This is a genomic window from Fodinicola feengrottensis, assembly GCF_039530045.1.
GTDB classification, from domain to species: Bacteria; Actinomycetota; Actinomycetes; order Mycobacteriales; family HKI-0501; genus Fodinicola; species Fodinicola feengrottensis.
The window spans coordinates 21601-40863 of record NZ_BAAANY010000047.1 but is presented as its reverse complement, the minus strand read 5'-3'; the positions used below and the strand labels follow the sequence as shown (position 1 = coordinate 40863).

General features: G+C 63.4%; 15 protein-coding genes and 3 tRNA genes. 8 read left to right on the top strand and 10 right to left on the bottom strand.

Features of this window, described 5'->3' with window-relative positions; genetic code table 11:
* The first annotated feature begins 24 nt into the window (after window positions 1-24).
* From ABD301_RS40870 to ABD301_RS40855, 4 genes are all read left to right on the top strand, one after another.
* Window positions 25-97 (top strand) — tRNA-Glu (locus ABD301_RS40870).
* A gap of 41 nt (window positions 98-138) precedes the next feature.
* Window positions 139-212 (top strand) — tRNA-Asp (locus ABD301_RS40865).
* A 37-nt stretch (window positions 213-249) separates the two neighbouring features.
* Window positions 250-323 (top strand) — tRNA-Phe (locus tag ABD301_RS40860).
* A 658-nt stretch (window positions 324-981) separates the two neighbouring features.
* Window positions 982-1878 carry a phosphotransferase gene (locus ABD301_RS40855; RefSeq protein WP_344315399.1) on the top strand — a complete coding sequence of 299 codons (897 nt, stop codon included), beginning with the start codon at window positions 982-984 and terminating at the stop codon, window positions 1876-1878.
* Here the strand turns inward: ABD301_RS40855 and ABD301_RS40850 are convergent.
* Complete coding sequence (locus ABD301_RS40850; RefSeq protein WP_163569422.1) at window positions 1875-2462, bottom strand: hypothetical protein; 588 nt, start codon at window positions 2460-2462, stop codon at window positions 1875-1877. The genes ABD301_RS40855 and ABD301_RS40850 overlap by 4 nt on opposite strands.
* 184 nt (window positions 2463-2646) lie before the next feature.
* Window positions 2647-4092, bottom strand: a complete 1446-nt coding sequence (locus tag ABD301_RS40845) for an NsdA family TPR-like regulatory protein (protein ID WP_344315398.1) — start codon at window positions 4090-4092, stop codon at window positions 2647-2649.
* A gap of 1036 nt (window positions 4093-5128) precedes the next feature.
* Here ABD301_RS40845 and ABD301_RS40840 point away from each other — a divergent pair.
* Complete coding sequence (locus ABD301_RS40840; RefSeq protein ID WP_344315396.1) at window positions 5129-5329, top strand: hypothetical protein; 201 nt, start codon at window positions 5129-5131, stop codon at window positions 5327-5329.
* A 315-nt stretch (window positions 5330-5644) separates the two neighbouring features.
* Here ABD301_RS40840 and ABD301_RS40835 read toward each other — a convergent pair whose 3' ends face one another.
* The 7 genes from ABD301_RS40835 to ABD301_RS40805 all read right to left on the bottom strand — a co-directional run bounded on the left by ABD301_RS40835 (window position 5645) and on the right by ABD301_RS40805 (window position 14306).
* Window positions 5645-6406, bottom strand: a complete 762-nt coding sequence (locus ABD301_RS40835; protein WP_344315395.1) for an RICIN domain-containing protein — start codon at window positions 6404-6406, stop codon at window positions 5645-5647.
* A gap of 517 nt (window positions 6407-6923) precedes the next feature.
* Window positions 6924-9008, bottom strand: coding sequence for a hypothetical protein (locus ABD301_RS40830; protein ID WP_344315394.1), 2085 nt, complete (start codon window positions 9006-9008; stop codon window positions 6924-6926).
* Window positions 9009-9020: 12 nt separating this feature from the next.
* Window positions 9021-10112 (bottom strand): glycoside hydrolase family 130 protein, encoded by a 1092-nt coding sequence (locus ABD301_RS40825; protein WP_344315392.1) that lies wholly within the window; start codon window positions 10110-10112, stop codon window positions 9021-9023.
* A gap of 3 nt (window positions 10113-10115) precedes the next feature.
* Entirely contained in the window at window positions 10116-11030 is a 915-nt protein-coding gene (locus ABD301_RS40820; protein WP_344315390.1) for a carbohydrate ABC transporter permease, read from the bottom strand.
* Between the two features lies 1 nt (window position 11031).
* Window positions 11032-11934 (bottom strand): carbohydrate ABC transporter permease, encoded by a 903-nt coding sequence (locus ABD301_RS40815; protein WP_163569429.1) that lies wholly within the window; start codon window positions 11932-11934, stop codon window positions 11032-11034.
* A complete protein-coding gene (locus tag ABD301_RS40810) occupies window positions 11934-13220 on the bottom strand; it encodes an extracellular solute-binding protein (protein ID WP_163569430.1) in 1287 nt (428 codons plus the stop codon). The genes ABD301_RS40815 and ABD301_RS40810 overlap by 1 nt, the downstream gene beginning before the upstream one ends.
* Before the next feature lie 51 nt (window positions 13221-13271).
* Window positions 13272-14306, bottom strand: a complete 1035-nt coding sequence (locus tag ABD301_RS40805) for a LacI family DNA-binding transcriptional regulator (protein ID WP_344315389.1) — start codon at window positions 14304-14306, stop codon at window positions 13272-13274.
* Window positions 14307-14731: 425 nt separating this feature from the next.
* On the opposite strand from ABD301_RS40805, the gene ABD301_RS40800 reads away from it, so the two are divergent.
* Together ABD301_RS40800 and ABD301_RS40795 are read left to right on the top strand one after the other, a co-directional pair.
* Window positions 14732-15094 carry a hypothetical protein gene (locus ABD301_RS40800; protein WP_344315387.1) on the top strand — a complete coding sequence of 121 codons (363 nt, stop codon included), beginning with the start codon at window positions 14732-14734 and terminating at the stop codon, window positions 15092-15094.
* Window positions 15095-15613: 519 nt separating this feature from the next.
* Complete coding sequence (locus tag ABD301_RS40795; protein ID WP_344315386.1) at window positions 15614-16570, top strand: helix-turn-helix domain-containing protein; 957 nt, start codon at window positions 15614-15616, stop codon at window positions 16568-16570.
* Window positions 16571-16577: 7 nt separating this feature from the next.
* Here ABD301_RS40795 and ABD301_RS40790 read toward each other — a convergent pair whose 3' ends face one another.
* A complete protein-coding gene (locus ABD301_RS40790) occupies window positions 16578-17147 on the bottom strand; it encodes a TOMM precursor leader peptide-binding protein (protein ID WP_279581062.1) in 570 nt (189 codons plus the stop codon).
* A 114-nt stretch (window positions 17148-17261) separates the two neighbouring features.
* Here ABD301_RS40790 and ABD301_RS40785 point away from each other — a divergent pair, with 114 nt between their 5' ends.
* Window positions 17262-19244 (top strand): hypothetical protein, encoded by a 1983-nt coding sequence (locus tag ABD301_RS40785; RefSeq protein WP_344315385.1) that lies wholly within the window; start codon window positions 17262-17264, stop codon window positions 19242-19244.
* Window positions 19245-19263 lie beyond the last annotated feature (19 nt).

The following is a 19263-nucleotide window of genomic DNA, read 5'->3' as shown; positions in this document are numbered from 1 at the left end:
ATGTGCGATCATGGCTGAGGTCCCGCTCCCATCGTCCAGAGGCCTAGGACGCCGCCCTTTCAAGGCGGTAACACGGGTTCGAATCCCGTTGGGAGTACTCGACCGTGAGGTCGTAGGATAGGCAGGCACCACCAGTTAGGCCCCGTAGCGCAGTTGGTTAGCGCGCCGCCCTGTCACGGCGGAGGTCGCCGGTTCGAGCCCGGTCGGGGTCGCTCAGTCGGTCAGGTCATGCATCTGGACCGGCACCGCGGCCAGGTAGCTCAGTTGGTACGAGCGTCCGACTGAAAATCGGAAGGTCGGCGGTTCGACCCCGCCCCTGGCCACTCTCACCACCTTCCATGTCAAACGTTCCACCGCAGGTCCGCCCGGGGCTTTCGCATGTCCGGGCCGAGCTGGCCCCGAACGGCCTGCGTAGACCCTGTTTGGCCTGGGCTAATCGCACGCTAATTGCACGACGGCCGTACCGGGTTTTCACCACCCTCTCGCGGTCCTGGTTGGTCTTCCCGTCGGCGGTCGCAGACCTACCGGGCCGGACTGCCAGGGTCAGCCGTGGGGGTGTCGGTAGATCCTGGCAGTCCGGTCTGGTCGCCTTTGGCGTCGAAGGGAAGGCCAACCAGTGCCACGTACCCGCTGTACGTCGAGGGCTTCTCGGAGGCGCCAGGGGGTTTCGGGGGCCAGCGAGGACCCCCGAGCACAGACAGCTCGACTGCATGGTCGGCAGCTCAGCCTGGTGCTGATCGTGGTGAATGCATCTGTGCGGAGCGGCGTGACTCCGGCCGACCGGTGCGGCCGCCGTCCGAGGACGGCGCCCAGCGTCGCCCGCAGCGGCGGTGTGGCGGGCCGGGCGACCGGAGCGCGCCCTTGATCCAATACAGAGCAATTCAGCAGCGAGACGCGAACGGGCGTGTGCACGTACCGGACTTGGCGCGAGGTATCGCACATCGGCTGGACCAAGGTTGGTGTCCCGGTAGCGTGACTGGCATGGCTGATCGAGCTGAGTTCACGGAAGCAAGTACGCGGGCAACGCTGGAAAGTGCGGCCGCTACGGTCGGCATCGATGCCAACGGCGCGGAGCTGCTGCGGCTCGGCTCACACGCGGTCTACCGCCTTCGTGACGCCATCGTCGCGCGCGTCGCACGTACGGCTGCCGATGTCGCCAGCTACCGGCGAGAGATCGGCGTTGCTGACTGGCTGGAGTCCGTCAGCTATCCGGCCGCCCGCGCAGTCCATGTTGATCAGCCAGTCGTCGTTGACAATCGTGTCGTGGTCTTCTGGCAGTCCATTTCAGACCGGCAGGACTACGGAACCCCTGCCGATGTCGCGCACCTGGTAAAGCAGCTTCACGCACTGGACGCTCCGGCGAGTCTCGATCTCCCCCAGCTTGAGCCGTTCACCAGGGTGATGCCGCGCCTCGATGCTGCCATCGGACTTGACGAGGCAGATCGGGCGTACCTGGTCGAGCGACTGCCAGAGCTGCAGAAGGCGTACGCCGGCCTTGATTTCGTTCTACCCGCTGGAGTAATCCACGGTGACGCCAGCGTCGGCAACGTCATTCTCGACCAATCCCGCCAACCGATCTTGCTCGACCTGGACGGCTTCGCCATCGGCCCCCGCGAATGGGATCTGGTCGTGACTGCCATGTACTACGACAGCTTTGGCTGGCACACCAAAGCCGAGTACGACGAGTTCACCAAGATCTACGGCTTCGACATCATGGCCTGGCCCGGCTATGAAACCCTGCGCTCAATCCGCGAGTACCTAATGGTCAGCTGGCTGAGCCAGAAGGCTGGCGAGAGCGAGAAATTCGCCAATGAGGTCCGGATGAGGATCTCGTCCCTCCGTAACGGTGAGAGTCGGAAGGGTTGGAATCCGTATTAGGCCGTTTCGTTGGGGTGGCCGAGTCGCGACGGCCGTAGAACTGCTTGGGTCTTCAGAGTCGCAATGAGCGTTTCTGGGACGTCCCGGATTAGTACATCCTCTGAGCGCCAGTCATGCACGCCCTGGGAAACGCTTCCCAGTGTCGTGGCTACAGCATTCGTATTCCGTAGAACGCGGGCACGGTCGAATGGATGGCTACTCCTCGGCAGATACGGGAGGCAGGCGTCAGTTACCCGGAGAACGAAGGACTGCAGATCATTATCCCGAATCGCGGGCAGAACACGACGACGGATCTTTGTGAATTCGTTCCATGCGTGGTTCATTTCCGTGACCCACTCTTTGGTCTTCTGCCGATCCTCGACGTTTAGCCTCTCGACGAGGTCAAACAGGGCGTCATCGAGATCTTCTCCCGCCTTGATAGCAGCCTGCGCTGTCGCGAGCTGCCGTGAGTTCTCGATAGACATCGTTGTGAGTGTGAAGTTGCTCTTTCGAGTCTTGTAGAGCACTACGAGCGCGACCAGAGTAGAGATCACGCCATTGAGAAATGCACCCACGACCGGTGGGATTACCGCAGTCCAGTCCATGACGACGGAGCCTAAAGCTGTGCGCTCTGACTGAGTAGTGGCTGCTTGTACGAGTTGTACGGCCAAACGACGCCGAAGCTAGGGCCAACAGTCACTAACGACACAGAGCAACGCGGGACTCCAGTGACGGCTCGGCTGGCTCTACTGCATACGTTCGGGCAGCAGCATCACGCGGCTTGACTGCTTATGCGGGAGCTGCGAGGCGCCATAAAGTATGTAGTTCGGCTGCGGAAATAAAGCTCCGATCCATCACACTCGGGCCGGCCAGGGCGAGGCGAGCCCTGAATTCGCGGAGGTACTCGACGGTTCGCGCGGACTTCAAGTGTTCACCTACATCGATGGCTTTGAGTGCTATGGATTGAGCTTGTTCGCGGTCACCTGCGGCTAGGTGCGCGTCAGCCAGCACCATGGTGGCGAAATAGTTGCTGCGTAGGTATTCGTCGCTGGTTCCGCATACCGATTGCAGGAGGTAGCCGGCGGCGTCCTGGTGGCGGCCGAGGTCGCGGAAGCAATGGCCAATTTCTGCGGCCAGCTCGGCTTCGTCGACGTACCGAATCCACTCGGGGTCGTCGTCGGGCTTGCGCTTGTCAAAGAGAGTGACGGCTTTCGAGATGGCCCGGTCAGTGCCGGTGGCGTCGCCCTGCCGGGCGAGTGCGCGGGCTTCCATGAGGGAGAAGTGGGCGGTCAGGGTGGCGGTGGCGCGGCCTCGGGTTCCAGCTTGCGCGGCCTGTGCGAGTTGTGCAGCTTGGGTGTACTTACCGACGAATGTTGCCTGGTGGCTCATTGCGTCCATGATGCTGGCGGAGAGTACGCGGTCTCCGGCTGAGTCGGCGATTTTTGTTGCCTGGATGAAATATCGCTGCGCAAGTCCGTGGTTGCCTGCGTCGTACGACATCCACGCGACCAGCATGACCGCCTCGGCGGTGGCGCGGTACAGGTCGCGGCGGACCGGGCCGGGTTGGTGCTCGTCCAGCAGTGGCAAGACATCGCTGCGCAGGTATTGGACGAGGGCCTGGCGGGCGTGGCCTCCGCCGAATTGGTTGTCTAGCCGCGCGAAAAGCTCGGTCGTACGGCGAATCCCTTCAACGCCAGCGATTCGGCCGAGATCGGCCGGTGCGGCCTGGTCGGTGTCAGCCAGCATCCACTGCATGGACGTGTTCTTCCAAGCGTCGAGATCGACAGCGGCGGCAACGATGCCCGGATTGCCGTCGAGGTCGACTCGGAGCAGATCGGCGATGCTGACGCGGTCCGGTTCGTCGCCGGTCGGATAGGTCAGACCGACGGTCAGATCGGGTGCAGTGTCGCCCGCGCTCGACGGAGTGAGCGAGGGTTGATGCTGCGTGCCTATCAAGTCCTGCAAAAGGTCGTAGCGCGCGCTCTGTGGCATGTCGAGGCCGTTGGCGATGTCGATAAGAACGCCGAGCGTCTTTTCCTTGGTCTTGTTGATCATGCGGCTGATCTGGCCCTGATCCTTTCCCAGAGCCACACCGATCCGGGTCTGCGAGATCTTGGGCGAAAGGCTGCCCATGATCTTGAACAGTTGGCCGATATCGCGCGCACGCAGAGCCTGACGGACCGCCGGATCCGTCCAGAAGTCCGGCGGGAGTCGGATCGGGTCGTATCCCGGCACGCGGTCGCTGACCTCCCGTAGCTGCGCAAACGCTATCCACAGTGATTGTAGGCGTGCGCCGGGTGACGGTGGCCGTTTGGCTATGACTACATGCCATATGCCAGCGAGCCATGGGATAGCAGGCTGCCAGTCAACAGGCTTGTCACATGGACAAGCCAGCGGATGGGCAGGTGGACACCTTGCCAGGTGAAGAGGTTTGCCGGTCATGTGAGGGCCGTGGCTGGAAGCTGGTCTTTCGGTTGCGGGTATTGCCGATGTCTGAGTCGTCGTTTCGGCAGCCGCGTACGACGTGTATGGACTGCTGGGGAACCGGGCATGTCGGCGCGGCCTGAGTCGTTGCCGCCTGGAGACTTGGACGTGTTCCGGTCGGTGTTGGTGCAACATCGCCCACACGGAGTCCAGGTGGGTACGCGTACCTGCTCGTGTTGTGGTGGCGTCTGGGATTCGGTGCAGCTGGGCGACGGTCCGAGCTTCATCCACCGCTGTATTGAGCGGTTGGACGCGCAACTGGCCCTGGCCGAGGTCGGGCAGCTGCCTGATTCGCTCTTGGCGCCGGCGCCAGTGGTCCAGCCGAGACTGGGGTTTCTAACTTCCTACAGGTAAAAGCTGGCCGGACGGGTCCGGTTGAGCTTCTCGCCGTGACATGTGGCACGAGGGGTGCGGCGGGGGTGATGCTCCCGGATCCGTCTGGCCGTTCACTGGGCTCCAGCTCAGTCGCTATGGGTTTGCTCCGATCCCCATCGTGCATCCATAGCGCTGAGCTGGAGTCCGTCCTCTTTCATGGGAGGCATCGGGGCATGGTCGTTCTGGTACGCGCCGATTCGGTGCTGACGTTGACCGCGCGGGATCTGTCGAGTGCACATCAGCCGCGAGTACGACGCGATCGTGTGTCGTGCCGGGCGTGTGATGACCTGTGGCCGTGTGACGTGCGCGCGGTGGCCGAAGCGGTGCTGGTGGCTGCGGGGATGAATCCGCGGGCGTATGACGATTCCCCGCCGATGCCGCGTAGGCGTCCGGCTCCGCATCGGGCCGTGCGGTGAGCATGCTCGGGCAGGTCTTGTCACTGCGCCGGCAGGTCGCGCAAGCTAAGACAGATGCCGCGCAGATGCTGCAGGATGCTCGCGCGAAAAGGGACCAGCGGCGGGTAGACCACTACTCCGGCAAGACCCTAGCGTTGATCACGATCCTTGACATGATCGACAAAGAATTTGGTCTGGACAAAGAAGAATCCGACTAGCCAGATCGGCGCGGCCCCGCGTGGCAGGTCTCTGTGCAGGTCGTAGAGTTGTGCACGGATCACAAGAGTTTGCAATCACCTCAGCACCTGTTGCCGGAACCGCAAAACCGATGACGCGGCGGATGCGCGTTCTCGACCGGGCCGGTGTGCCACCACCGACCGGTTTCACGTACGGCTGGTCTGCCAGCTGGCAGACCAGCCGCTCTAGGACGGTGGTGACGTATCCGCGTGGTAGGTATGCGTGCCACGGCGCGGGTCATGTCCTAGATCCGGCGAGAGCTCGTCCGCGGCGACCATCCGCGCGATCGCCGCAGGTCAGAGTCTTTCCTGCCATACCTGTTCGTTGCCTTGTGCACAGTCCTGGACAACGAGATGTGCCGGGTCCGTGCCGTCTAGGCATCGGCCACTCGGATTCCAAGTGATCGGAATATTTCTGCCGTTTGTGTCATAGGTCCAGGCGAGGAGAGGGTCGTTGTTATTGCTGTCGCCACACGCACTCGTCGACACCGGCCCGGCGCCTGAGGTGACGACGGTGGAGAGGCAGCGGCCGCTGGCGAAATTGACGAAGGTCGCGCCATAGGTGGCGGTGTACCAAAGTTGGGAGCTGTTGCTGGTGCAGCTCGACAGAAATGCCGATCCGCTGACGTCGGTGTCAAGACACAGTGAGTTTCCCGCGTTCATGAAGCGAGAAACATCCCCGATGAACACTTGAGTCCATCTCTGGGTCGCGTCACCGTTCCGGCAGAATTCGGCGGCCACCGCACCGGACGGATCTGCTTCCAGACAACGGCCGGTGTCGCGGTTGACCCAGGTGCCAGGGTCGTTGCCACTGCTGCTGTCGACATTCATCGTCCAGGTCTGAGCCGCGTCGTTCCTGCAGGCGTCCGTGTGTACGGATTCTTGAAAGTTGTCAATACACAGGCCCAGGATGTTTTGAACAGGGGTGTCATAACCAAAGACGTCGGTCAAGTACCATTTCTGGCCGTAGTTGGCCCGACCGAAATCGCAGGGAGAGGTGGACACTTTCCCCGCGCCGTCGGCAAAGAGGCACTGGCCGGTCGCCGCGTTCGCGTACACTCGGAAGGTGCCTCCTTGGACATTTTGCGACTCCAGGGAACGCGGAGTCACCGAGTGCGTTGAGGCGCCTGCTGAAGACGCTGGGGTGAGTGCCAAGAGCACCGCGACTACAGCAGCACTGATTCTGACGTATCGTGGGAGGATTTTCACTAGAGGACTCCGTTTGTGTAAGCACGGTACAATGCACGTGAATTGTCGCGAGATCTTGGTGCGTATGTATCCGTGCTACCACTGATAAACCCGCCTAGTGATTTCCCTATGGGGCAAGTGTGAAGATAGCCTTGACGTACGCGTCCGCCAACGACCCGTCCGGTAAGAACAACTTCGACATGTCATCCCACCTCAGGTCAGTAGAGGTGCGTCTGAGCCGGGAAGTGGTATAGGGGACGCGGCGGGTTTTCAAATCCATTCCAATAAATCCACAAATGATCGCCAGCGATCAAAGCTTATTGGGTGGCCGAGCCTCCACCCCGTGGCCACCGCGTGGAGTCAAACTCAACAGTAATTTTCGGGGCACTCATAACGTCCAGCCTGAAGAGTTCATGATCGCGACGCCAGGATTTCGAGCATCCAGGAAGCGGGGATCGCGACCGTGGATGACAGTGCCGAAACCGCCGGGTGGAACCTCGACAAGAACCGTCCGGTGGGAGGAGACCTGCCGGCCGTACGGTCGGGCCTGGTCGTCGTACGTCTCGATCACGACCGGTCCACCGTCCGGCATGGTGACCGTGCATGTATGCGAGACCTGATCTCCGTTGCGCAGTAAGGCGAGCGCCGCGTCCGGTCCTGCCATGACCAGCGTCGCGACGACCGGCTCGACGAGCAACGCATCGATCCGGACCGGCCCGGTCGAACAGACCGCGGTGAGCGTGGCGCCGGCCGGGACCGATTGAGCCAGCGAGACTGGCAACAGCGTGCCCGGCACCGGCGAGATGCCCTGAGCGCCACCGGTGCCGTGGTCGATGGCGCCGACCCCGGCGCTGCCGGCCCGCCATGACGTACGGCCCGGATGGTCGGTCAGCTCCACGATCGGGCGGATGAGCAGCGGCCGATTGCCGGCCGGCAGTGTCCAGGACACGCTTGCGGCCGTCGGCAGCGTCGCGTACGAGCCGCCGCTCCACTGATATTCGCCGGTATAGGCCGGATCCGCCGTGACGATCGCCGCGCCGCCGGCCATCCGTCCTGCCTCTGCTTCCAGGACCTCGAGCCCGTCGTGGCTGACCACCCTGGTCAGCCGAGCGAGCCCGGCCCGGTCCAGGGCCAGCATCGAGAGTTGTCCGTGAATCGTTGACTCAGCGCCAGAATTTCGGTTGATCGACCCATCCGGCGCGAGCCCGTCGAAAGTGACACCGGTGGCCGGGTCGTACATCGGTTGGCCGGCTCGGTTGGCGCCGAAATACCAACCGGCGGTGATTGTGGCCAGCAGCCGCAAACCGTCGCGACCGGTGGCGTCCGCGATCGTCAACAGTGCGCGAAGGCGCGCGTCCACGCCGTACGCGATCTGGCTGCGGTCGATCGGCGCTGGCAGCCAACCGTTGTCGCAACCACCCGCGGTCAGCAACGCCGGAGTGAAACCGGCGGCATCGCGCAGTGCCGCCGCCAACAAAGCCGTTGTCAACAATGCCGTTGCCGGCTGGGCTGGCCGGCCGAGTGCGGTGGCCGCGACAGCCAACGCGGTCGGCATCTGCGCGGCCCAGGCATGCCAACTGGACCGACTGTTGGCGGCCGGCATGACCGCTCCGTACGGCCAGGTTTTCGCGTCCCCGGCTGACAAAGCGGCGATGCCTTCGGCGAGCTGGGCCAATGCCGTACGCGCGGCTGGCCCGCCGCCAGCGTGGACGTACGCGGCGAGTCCGAGCACAGCCTCGGAACTGGCGTCGGCGGCGCCGTTGATCAGCCAGCCGGGAACCCGCCTTCCGTCGCTGACCTCCCAGTCGCCGTACTTGACCAGCACCTGACGCCGCAGCGCGGACACCGCCAGGTCCAGTCGGTTCCGCAGGAAGGTGGCGAATTTTCGGTCACTGGAACGGAAAGCCGCATATCCCTCGCCGAGTGCCCAGATCGACCTCGCCAGCCAGTACGACGGCCCGGAGTCGGACGGATCGGGACTGTCCGGCGGTGTCGCGCTCGGCGTCAGGGCGCCGTCGGACTGCATCCACAGCAGCGGATTTCCCGCGTTCGGGCCAGAAATCGTCTGCAGATAGGTGAGGCCGCGAAGCAGTTGGTACGCCTTTCGTCCACTGGCGGCAGTATGGTTCTGTTGCCAGTCACGGAGATAGACCACGCAGGCCCGGGCAATGTCATCGGTGTTGAAGGCACCCTGTCCATAGTGGCCAGTCACCGGATCGTACGCACCGCCGCCGACCCGCCGGAAGGAACCGTCGCTCTGGTGCTCGGCGTAGGTCCACAAAACCCCGATCGCCGGCTCACTGTCGAGCTGGTACGTGTCGTGGCCAGTTTGTTGTGCGGGCTGTACTCCGGCACAGAGGAAGTCGAGGTGCCCGAGATTGGTCAATTTTGGCTCTGCTGTGGAGATCTTGGGGACAGTGACCAAAGGTATGGCCATTCCAGCGGCGAGCAGAGTTCTGCGACGTACGGACATCGGAACCTCCAGCTAGGAAACTCGGTCCAGCCGTGCGACGCCGATCTTGGCGTCGGCCATCCCGTAGAACACGTAATGCTGGCCTTGGATCCGCTCGATCGCGGTCGGAAAGACCACATTGGACACCGCGCCGGCGCGCTCGTCCGCGAGTTCGGGCACCATCAGCGGCTCGGCCGACCGCGCCAGCACGCTGCTCACGTCGTCCGGATCCAGAATCATCGCTCCCGCGCCATAACTGACCTGCTGGGTCTGGGGGTCCCAGCCGTCCGGAATCGTGCCGGTCACTCCGTGATGCAGGAGCAGCCAGCCTTCCTCGACCCGGATCGGCGGCGGGCCGGCCCCGATTTTCAGCTGTTCGTAGGGATATTCCGGCAGCGCCAGCTGTTTATGGCCGCGCAGCTCGACAAGGGCCTCGATGTCCCGCTCGACCTCGGTCGCCGGCACGTACGAGATCCAGATGCCCGGCCGGTCGTCGGTCACTCCGGCCGGCAGGTGCACGCCTTCACCCGGACGGAACCAGCCCAGGTCCCACATCGGCCGGTGCAGCATCGCGTACGCTGGCTCGCCGTCCGGGCCGGCCACCGGTTCGGGAAAGAAAACCGCGTCCTTGTTGGGAAACAGGTTCAGGTCGGTGTCCAGGCCCGGCTGGTAGCGGAAATGTACCGGGCCTAGCCGGCACCAGTGCACTACATCCTCCGAGACCGCCAGTGCCAGCCGCGGACCGAGTGGCCCGTACGCGACGTACGTCATCACATGCAAGCCCAGATGCGGAAAGTAGGTGGTTCGCGGATCCTCTACTCCGGCGTTGCCAATGCCGCGTTCCCAACCCTCTTCCGGAGCAAGCGCCACGCCACGCCGCTGGACACCGGTCGGAACGCCTGCTGTCAGCACGATTTCGGCCAGCCCGACCCGGGATACGTTGCCAGCGGCCACCATCCGGGGCAGCAGGTAAAGCGTCCCGTCCGGCGCTTTGCCGCTGGCGGGGTTGAGCACTCCCTCCACCTCGAACTCAGTGCCGGGCTCGGGTGACATCAGCACCCCGAGCCTGGTCAGCTTGTACGGCACGGAGCTTGCGACAACAGTTGTCTCAACAGTCGCTGACACGCTTCAACCCTTCACCCCTGACCCAACGTCCGTGGACACGAAATAGCGCTGGAAAATCACGAAAAGCGCCACCGCGGGAGCTGCCAGCACACAGGCTCCCGCGAGGATCGCCCCGAACGGGTTGGTGGCCCGGGCGGCGACCGTGCTGATGTAGTTGGCCAGCGACACGGCCAACGGCTGCATGCCGACCTGCTTGGTCACCAGGAACGGCCAGAGAAACTCGTTCCAAGGCCCGATAAAGGTCATCAGGACGGCCGTCAGCAGGGCCGGACGTACCAGCGGAACGGCCACCCGCCACAGGATCGACAGCTCGCCGGCACCGTCGATGCGGGCCGCTTCGAACATCTCTTTCGGCAGCTGAAGGAAATATTGCCGGAAGATGAACACCGCCGCGGAGTTGATCGCGAACGGCAGGATCATGCCCAGGTAGTTGTCACCCAAACCGTAGTTTCGCACGATCAACACGTAAAGCGGCACCAGCAGCAACTGGAACGGCACGACCTGGACGAGCAGGACCAGGTTGAACATCACCACCCTGCCTCGAAACTGCAACTGCGCCAACGCGTACCCTGCCAGCAGCCCGAAAACTACCGTGCAGAGGATCACCCCACCGGTGAAGATGCCGGAGTTCACCAACGATCGGCCGAGACTGATGGCCGCGTTGATCTGCGCGTAGTTGTCCAGCGTCAGATTGTCCAGTCGCGGGAAGGCGCCGGCCACCGAGCTGTCCGGCGCGGTCTGCAGGCTGCCGACCAGCATGTAGTAGAACGGAAACAGAAAGACCAGCGCTCCCAGCAGCAGAACCGCGAGGCGCAGCAGCGACGACTTCGACCGCCCACGGCGGCCGGTGACCTTCCTGTCCGCTGTTTTGTCCACTGTGGACTTCACCGCGACCGTACGAGCTGATTGGGCGACCATGTCACTGCCCCCTCTCCAGCACCCGGCGGCTGGCGAGCGAGACGATCAGGACGCCGATGACAAGCAGCACACCGATCGCCGATGCGACATCGGGTTGTCCCTGCTCAATACCCTTTTGATACATCAAAAACACCGGCGAGGTGGACGCACCGTCCGGACCACCGCCACCGGTCAGCAGGTAGGGCTCGGTGAAGAGGTTGGCGCCGGTGATCATGGCCAGGATGAAGACGAGCGTGGTCGCCGGTCGCACGCCTGGCACCGTTACCGACCAGAACTTGCGGGTACGGCCGGCGCCGTCCACATCCGCCGCCTCGTACAGTTCGTTCGGTACGTTCTGCAGGGCCGCCAGGTAGAGCAGGATGAAATATCCGAGCTGTTTCCAGGTCACGAAGATCGCGATAGTCGGCATCGCCAGCGACGAGTTGATCAGCCAGGACGGCGACGGCGCCAGCGGACCCAGCAGCTGGTTGACCAGTCCGCCGGAGTTGAACAGGAACATCCACACGCCGACCACCGCGACGCTGGCGGTGATGTACGGGACGTAATAGCTGACCCGAAGAAATGTCCGGAACCGGATGGCGGCGTTGAGGGCACTGGCGAGTACGAGCGACAACCCGACTGTCAGCGGCACGTTGATCACCAGGAACACCGCGATATTGCCGAACGATCGGGCCACCGCGGGGTCTGTGAGCACCGTCCAGTAGTTGGCCAGGCCGACGAATGGCCGGTCCACGATCGCGCCGGGTGCCGTGAAGAAATACCGGTGGAAGGACATGTAGACGGCGAACACGAGTGGATAAGCGAACACCACCGCCAGGAAAATGGCATACGGCGCGACAAAGGCCGCACCGATGGGCTGCTGGCCGAGCAGCCGCAACCGCCGACCCGCGATCGCCGTGGTCATCAGGCGCTCGTGGCCAGCGAGTCGACCTTCTGAGCCGCACCGTCCAAAGTGGACTTCACCGCGGCCGTACCGAAGATCACCGACTTTGAGTACGCGTCCCGGAACGTCTGCCAGATGGTCACCGAATTCGCGACATTGGGGACCTCGACGGTCCTGCTGGCGGCGTCCGCGAATCCGGTGTAAAGCGGGTTCGCGACGAAATACTGCGGATAGAGCCGCGCGAGATCGGGCCGCAACGGCATCTGACCGGTCTGCGACAACCACTTGCCGTCCTGGTCTTTGCTCGTCGCGAACTTCAATACGTCCCAAGCGGTTGCCCGGTTCTTGCAGGACGCGTACATCGCCACGTTTTTGGCGTCGGAAAAGGTGTGGATCGCGTTGACCGGCATACCGGTCGGGGTCGGTACTGGTACGACACCCCAGTCGACCTTGTTCTGGTAGACCTTGATCGCCCACGGCCCGACGATCGCCATCCCGGCCTTGCCATCCGCGAAGGCGTCACCCTGATAGGTCTCCTTACCGGCGAGGTTCTGCGCGTACAGGCTCCGCCAGAACTCGGCCACCTTCAGCCCGGTTTCCGAGCTGAACTGGGCCTTTCCGTTCTCGACCAACTGCTGGCCGCCGCTGGCTGCCGCGAACAGCGGATAAAAATCGAACCAGGACTGGTAGAACTCACTGCTGGGTGCCGGCAGGATCGCGTACTTGGCGGCGCCGCTGCTGACGATCTTCTGTGCCGCCGCGAGGAAATCGGCGTACGTGGCCAGCTTCGGGCTGGTCGCGCTCAAGCCTGCCTTGGCGAAGACCTTCTTGTTGTAGAAGATCTGCACCGGGTTCGATTTCCACGGCAGCTGGTAGAACTTTCCGTCCGGGGACTTGTACTGGGTAGCCAACGATCCGCTGCGCTGCTGGATGTAGGCGGTGGCGCCAGGGAAGTCGTCGAGTGGCACCAGCCCAGCCTGCTTCTGGAACTGCGGCACCGCGGCCGGTGACGTGTTGAAGATCAGGCAGGGTTCGGTCCCGGCGGTGATCGCGGCGCCAATCACCTCTTCGGAACTCTTGCCCGCCGGAACCTCCTGCGCGGTGACCTTCTCGGCGGGATGCGCGGTGTTCCACGCCGCCACCATTTGCTTGCCCCACGCGATTTCGTCCGCATTGTTGGAATACCAGATCGTGATCGGGCCATGCGCCTTGGCCGCGTCGGCAGCCGATAGTCCTGCGCCACCACAGCCGGCAACCCCGATCGCGGCGACAGCGGCCAGAATTCCGGCGAGTTTCCAGCTTTTCATGATTTCTCCGGGTTTGCTCGTCGGCCGCGGAACGCCGCGACCAGGTCGTGCTCAGGTGTGCGGACGGGAGCCGGGAGCCGCCGTCGACCGGCGCACCACCAGCCGGGCCGGCTCGAGCTGCACGTCCGCGGGCCGCCCGCCCTCGACCAGGTCGAGCAGCGTACGGGCAGCGATCTCGCCCCAGCGGAACGGATCGGCCCGCACTGTGGTCAGCGCGGGATGGACGAACTCGGCCAACTCGGTGTCGTCGTACCCGGTGACCGACAGTTGGTGCGGGACACGGACGCCGAGTTCGGCGGCCGCCGAAATGCCGGCGATAGCCATGACATCGTTGGCGTAGACGATCGCGGTCGGCGGCTCCGGATCGGCCAACAGCCGACGAGTCGCCGCCACGCCGCCGGCCGCGGTGAAGTCCGCGACCACCACCGGCCCGGGCGGGATGCCGAGTCTTTCCAGTGTTTCCAGAAAGGCTTCGCGGCGGGCTTGCGCGTGCATGAAATCGATCGGCCCGGCCACGTGCGCGATGCGGGTATGCCCCAACTGAGCCAAATGTTCGACCGACGCCGCGATTCCCGGCCGATCGTCCAGGCACACCGCCGGAAAGCCGGACTCCTGGACCGGCCGGTTGAGCGTGACGGCCAGCTGCCCCAACTCCTTGAGCAGCGGGATCCGCGGGTCGTCACGGCGAAGGTCGGACAGCAGAAAACCGTCCACCCGGGAGTCGCGTACGAGCCTTCGATAGCCTGCGACCTCGTCCTGAGCGGTGCCGACGACCTGCAGAACCAGCACCTGACCCTGCTGCGCCAGCACGGACTCGACGCCCGCGATGAACGCCGGGAAGAACGGGTCCGACCGCAGCAGCGCCGGATCCCGGGCAACCACAAAACCGAGCGAGAACGCACGCGAGTACGACAGTGCCCTGGCACGCTGGCTCGGTTGCCAGCCGAGCTCGTCCACCGCCGCCAGGATCCGCGCGCGGGTCTGCTCAGTGAGCCCCGGCCGGTCGTTCACGACCAGCGACACCGCACCCTTCGAGACGCGCGCACGCTCGGCGACATCCGCGATGGTGGGCCGCCGGTTCACCATGTCGAACTCCCTATTAAACCGGTTCAATAGACGATTGAACCGGTTTAACAGCTCACCACTGTGTTGTCAACCACACCCAGTTGACGTCTCGGGATTGAGGTGAAAGTTCGGGAAGTCCGCTCATCGATACAAAGTCTTTTCGGCCCATCGATCAGCGAGCTGCCGCCCATCCGCTGAGTGTGGGGGTTTTGTCCCACTCTCGATGATTCGAGGCACCACAGAAGCGCCAGGAGGTCGAGCCACCACACTGGTACGAGTCGGCCTGGCTGCAAGTCGCGATCGTGGGCGTGGTCGCGATGCTCATCGGATTTCTGTGCTATCCGGTCACCGCCGCGATACCCCGGTTGGGTGGCCGGCGTACCCGGCCGCCCATGCGCTGCGCCGCGAGACTTCTGGTCGCCGCGGGCGTTCTGACGATCGCCAGAATGGCCTACTTCCTGCCGTCCATTGTGCAGGCCGGTGCCACCCAGATCGGGCCGACGATCCTCGACCGGCCGCCGGCCGGGCTGTTGCGCCAACTGGCGGCGGTCAGTGCGATCGTCGCGGCCGCCCCGATACTGGCACGGTACTTGCGAAAACGACTGTCGGCCGGCCCGCTAGTGACACCTCTTGCCAGCGCCGCGTTGTTCCTGGGGCGGGCCAGCTATTGGGACCTGTTCACGGTGGTCGAGCAGTCGCACGAACGGTGGTCGCGACCTGCGGTTGACCGGTGGCAACAGTCGACACGAATCCTGCGCCATACCGTAATGGACAGGCGTGCCGTTCCTGAAATCGACCGGTCGGATTGAGGAAGCTCAGGCGAAATCGCTGCGCAGTATTTTGGTCGCTACACGGCCAGCTGGTGGCCAAATGGCGAGGGATTTGCGCCAGCTCCTCAGATCGGTGAAGATCGACTCATCGTCCCAGCCCGAGGCCGACCGACCGCGTGCCAGTACTTCGGCCTATTCTGATATGCATCGCGAAACCACATCATTTACTGGCTTTCCTCGCGATTCCGTTGGCAGCGACACCACTGCCTGCCGACCAGGCGGCTGCGGAACTCTACCGGGCAGCTCTCCAAGCCGGACTGTTGATCGAGTCGACTGACGAGGCCGTGCTCGTCGACATCGGCGCGACTGTTGCTGGAGATCCAACCGGTCCGCCAAGTTTGGGTCGTTAATTGTTCAAGGATCGACCAGGCGCTGTTGACTTATGCCACCGAAGTTAGCTGACCATCGATCGGCCGCATCTGGACAAAGAAATAGCTGCTATCTAATTGACCACGTTGTGCTGTGACCTCGATCTCGATCGGACGTCTCTGATAACAGATGAGAACGTCAATTGAGGGGAGCATCACAGGAATGTCATTAGCCTGGTCGGAACATGAGGGACGTGACTCCACGTCGGGTCCGACGCTCCTAAGAACTGCGCGAGATTACATAGGATACTCACAGGAACGACTGGCGGCAGAAAGTGGGTTGTCAGTACGGACAATTCGGGGACTCGAGGCAAGAGTAGTCGCGATGCCACGCCGGGACACAATTGACCGGATTGTGGTCGCGCTGGGCCTGACCGGCGACCAACGCGGCACGTTTCTGGCCGCCTGGGGTCAGCACGGCGAACGCCGCACGGTACCTTTCGGTGAGCTTCTTCAGAGTCCGGAGAACTATCAATCCCTGTTGGGGAATCTGGATGGTCGAATTGACCGGGTGGCAACTACTTTTGCGAAGAAGACTACTTTCGTCGACCCTTTCCGTCGCATTGTCCTGGACCGATCGGAACGAGTCGTCATTGCCAGTCAATCGGCGGTCGCTGGTACGCCGCTTGTGGTCGCGGCCGACTCGCCTGACGACCTAGATGCGATCCGGCTGTACGCGGTCCGCGGATGCCAGGTAAGCCAGCAGGCATCGTTCCGGGACGGCCCGATCGGTGTCTTCGAGATTGGCTTCGACCGGATTGTCCGGTCCGGCGAAGCCTATCTCTACGGTTTTGAGCACCGGTACGATTTCACTTCCCGGCACCATGTCCATGGCAATCGGAGCTCCGCGGCTCCTTTTGCCGGCAGGAACACAATGACCGGATTCCATCGGGCGGCGCGCCTGGGAATAACCAGAGTCATCTTCCCGCCCGGTGATCGGCCGCGTCGCTGTGTTCATCTGTTCGAGCGTCGCCTCGGCGGTGGATACGAGGAGATCGATGATCTCCATGTCTCGGACAGCGGCGAGACGCAGATCGTCGTTGTCGATCCGGTAGCCGGATGGCACGGCATCGGTTGGGAATGGTAAAGGAATGTCAGCAGCAACCACCCAATGGGACTATGGCAAATTTTCTTACGTTCATGGTGAAGGAGTTCACAAGAAGGATGTCGCCGGCCGGACTGGTAGCAGCGACCGCCCGGTCGGCGGTCAGTTCGGCAACCAACGCCAGCAGATAATTTGGGTAGCCGTCAAGGGCGATATCCACACGCGGCTCCGGCAGGACGGCCCGTCGCGGTGACTCACGGTCGTGTTGCCTTTGCCTCGCGCTAAAACAGTCCGCGCACCAGGGCGTTCCCGGCTGGTCGAGAGGGCCGATCCTGATGTCCGGGTGTTCCTGAACCACCAGCAGCGACGCGGTCCCAGCCGCCCGACAGGAGACGGTCAGCTCATCAATCTCCGGGTCGTCGCAGTCTGTGGCCACTATGACCAGACCACCGTCTCCAGGCTGACCGGCCACTATTTCGGCGGCCCCCTCCACCAGCGGTAGCTGCCGGCGCCGCAGGGCAGCCTTGGCCAACGGCGCCAAAGCCGCACCGAATTTGCCGCGTACCACCAGCCGCACAGCGCTCGGCGCGACGGAAGAAATGCCACAGTCGATGGTCATTCTCGCCCTTCCCCTCGTTCGGGGTCCGACTTTGTCAGCCATCCGCCTGCGGAGGCGAGGCAACTGGCCGGCAGTCGTTGAATTGCCGGGGCATTGCCTGTTGGCCGCGGCTCGATGACCTTTATGTTCAGCCGGAAGGGACCGCCGTCCGCCGAGGTATCGAAGGGGATGCGCATGACCCAGATTTCACCCGTGATTCGTTTCGTGGCGGGATTTGGCGCACGGGCCACTGTCGCAGGTGTGGATATTTTTGGTGGTCCAGACACCATTCGGCTGGCGGGCCCGCAACGTCGCGCGTTGATTCTTGACCTGCTTGCCGGGCTACGGCGAGGAGCGAGTCAGACCGAGCTGGCCAGCGAACTGGAAGTCCCTCTTGATGCCGTCGCGGCCGCAGTCGGACTTCTTGCCGGAAAGGGCGTGCTCACCGAGCATCCACCACATGGGTCGGCGGCCTCGGAGCAGATAGCTCGGCAGTTGGACCGCCTGATCGGGGTACGGCAGGCCGAGCGGGCTCTGCGCGCGCTCCAGGACGCACAAGTGTGGCTCGACGTCGACGGTTGGGCGGCAACAGTGCTTACCGAACATCTTGAGAAATCGGGGGTTCGGCGAATCCGGTCCTTCCGAGAGCGCCGCACCGCGGCGCCAAATGAGCTTGTCCTCACCGTGCTTTCTGACCGCGAGCGGCCTCATCGCACCGAAGGGCTGCCAGAGTTGCTCGTGGAGTTGGGCACGACTGAACCGGTCGTCGGGCCATTGCTGCACGTGCGCGGAGGAGGTTGTTCCCGTTGCGTCGGTCGGAAAACCGGCCGGGTGTCCACCGATCAAGCCTGCCAGCGAGTCGCGCTCGCAGTGGCCGCGGCCGAAGTTGTCAGATTTCTCAGCCAAGCGGGGGTCTGCCGAACAACCGGCGCGGTCGTCCGCATCGCGGACGGGGGCGTAGTCCAAACGCGAGAACCAGTGACGAGGGACCCGGCCTGTCAGTGCTGCGGTAGGTCTGGTCTGACCTTGGACGAGTCGGCTCTTGCTGCGTACCACACCCTTCTCTCCTCCGATGTTGTCCTGCGTACAAGCCGCGACGACGTCCATCTGCCGGAATCAATGTCCAAACTGGACGCGGCGATTACCTTCCTGCCGATGCCGGCCACCGAGATCGGGGTCGTACCAGACTGGATCTCGTCCGCGCGAGAGGTACTGGTAGAGGTGGTTGGCGGACATCGTCGTGCGCCCACCGTCGGCGGTACGCGGCTGCTGAACGTCTTCACCCGCATACAGGTGCCGCCGGGCGCGCAGACGCATTATGTCGATCCCGCTGGTTCAGGACTGGTCGAGCTTCCCGATGACGGGCTACCACGGTTTCCTGGTGGAGCGGAGGGAATGGTTGTTGTCACGTCCTACCCGATAGCCAGCGCGAAAGCGGTGGCCGGCGACCGGATGGGGATCGTCGCCTGGCAGGACACCGCGGTGTTGCTGAGCCGGCTGGAGGCCGCTCTTCATGAGCAAGGTCTCACACTGAAGCAGCGTACCTACGAAGTCCCCGACCGAGCGTTGTTCGACGAACTGTCACTGGATAGCGGCCGGGACGAGATCACCTGCGTTGCCGATATCGTGTCGACGAAGGAGGCAGTGTCGAGTCCGCCATTTCGGCGAGAGAAGGATCTAGATTTCCTGGCAGAGCTCCACGATGTAGCGGACACAACCGGTGTGTACGTTCGAGCCTATCCCGGCGCCGATATTCCCGCTGGCGTGTATCGAGTCGACGCCAGTGGCCTCGTTGCCACGGCCCTGGACCCAACCGGGCTTGATGACGCACTTGAGCTCAGAGACATTCGATGCAGGTATCTGATTGTCTTCACCTCCGACCTGCTTGAGGTGCTGGCTGCCGAAGGCGAACGTGGACTGCCTGAGACGATCATGCGTCAGACGGCCGCGGCAGACGCGGCTTGTCAGCGATACCAGGGACACGCTGAGCTCTGCCTGTGTCTGCCAACGACTCTCCTTGCCCCTGACGAGCGTGGCTGGGCCACCGCCTTCCGGAGTTTCGCAGCGCTGTGCCTGGAAGGCCCGCAAATCTCCGTCGCCACGGTGGTGCGTTGGTGATGGACGGGGCACACCGGAT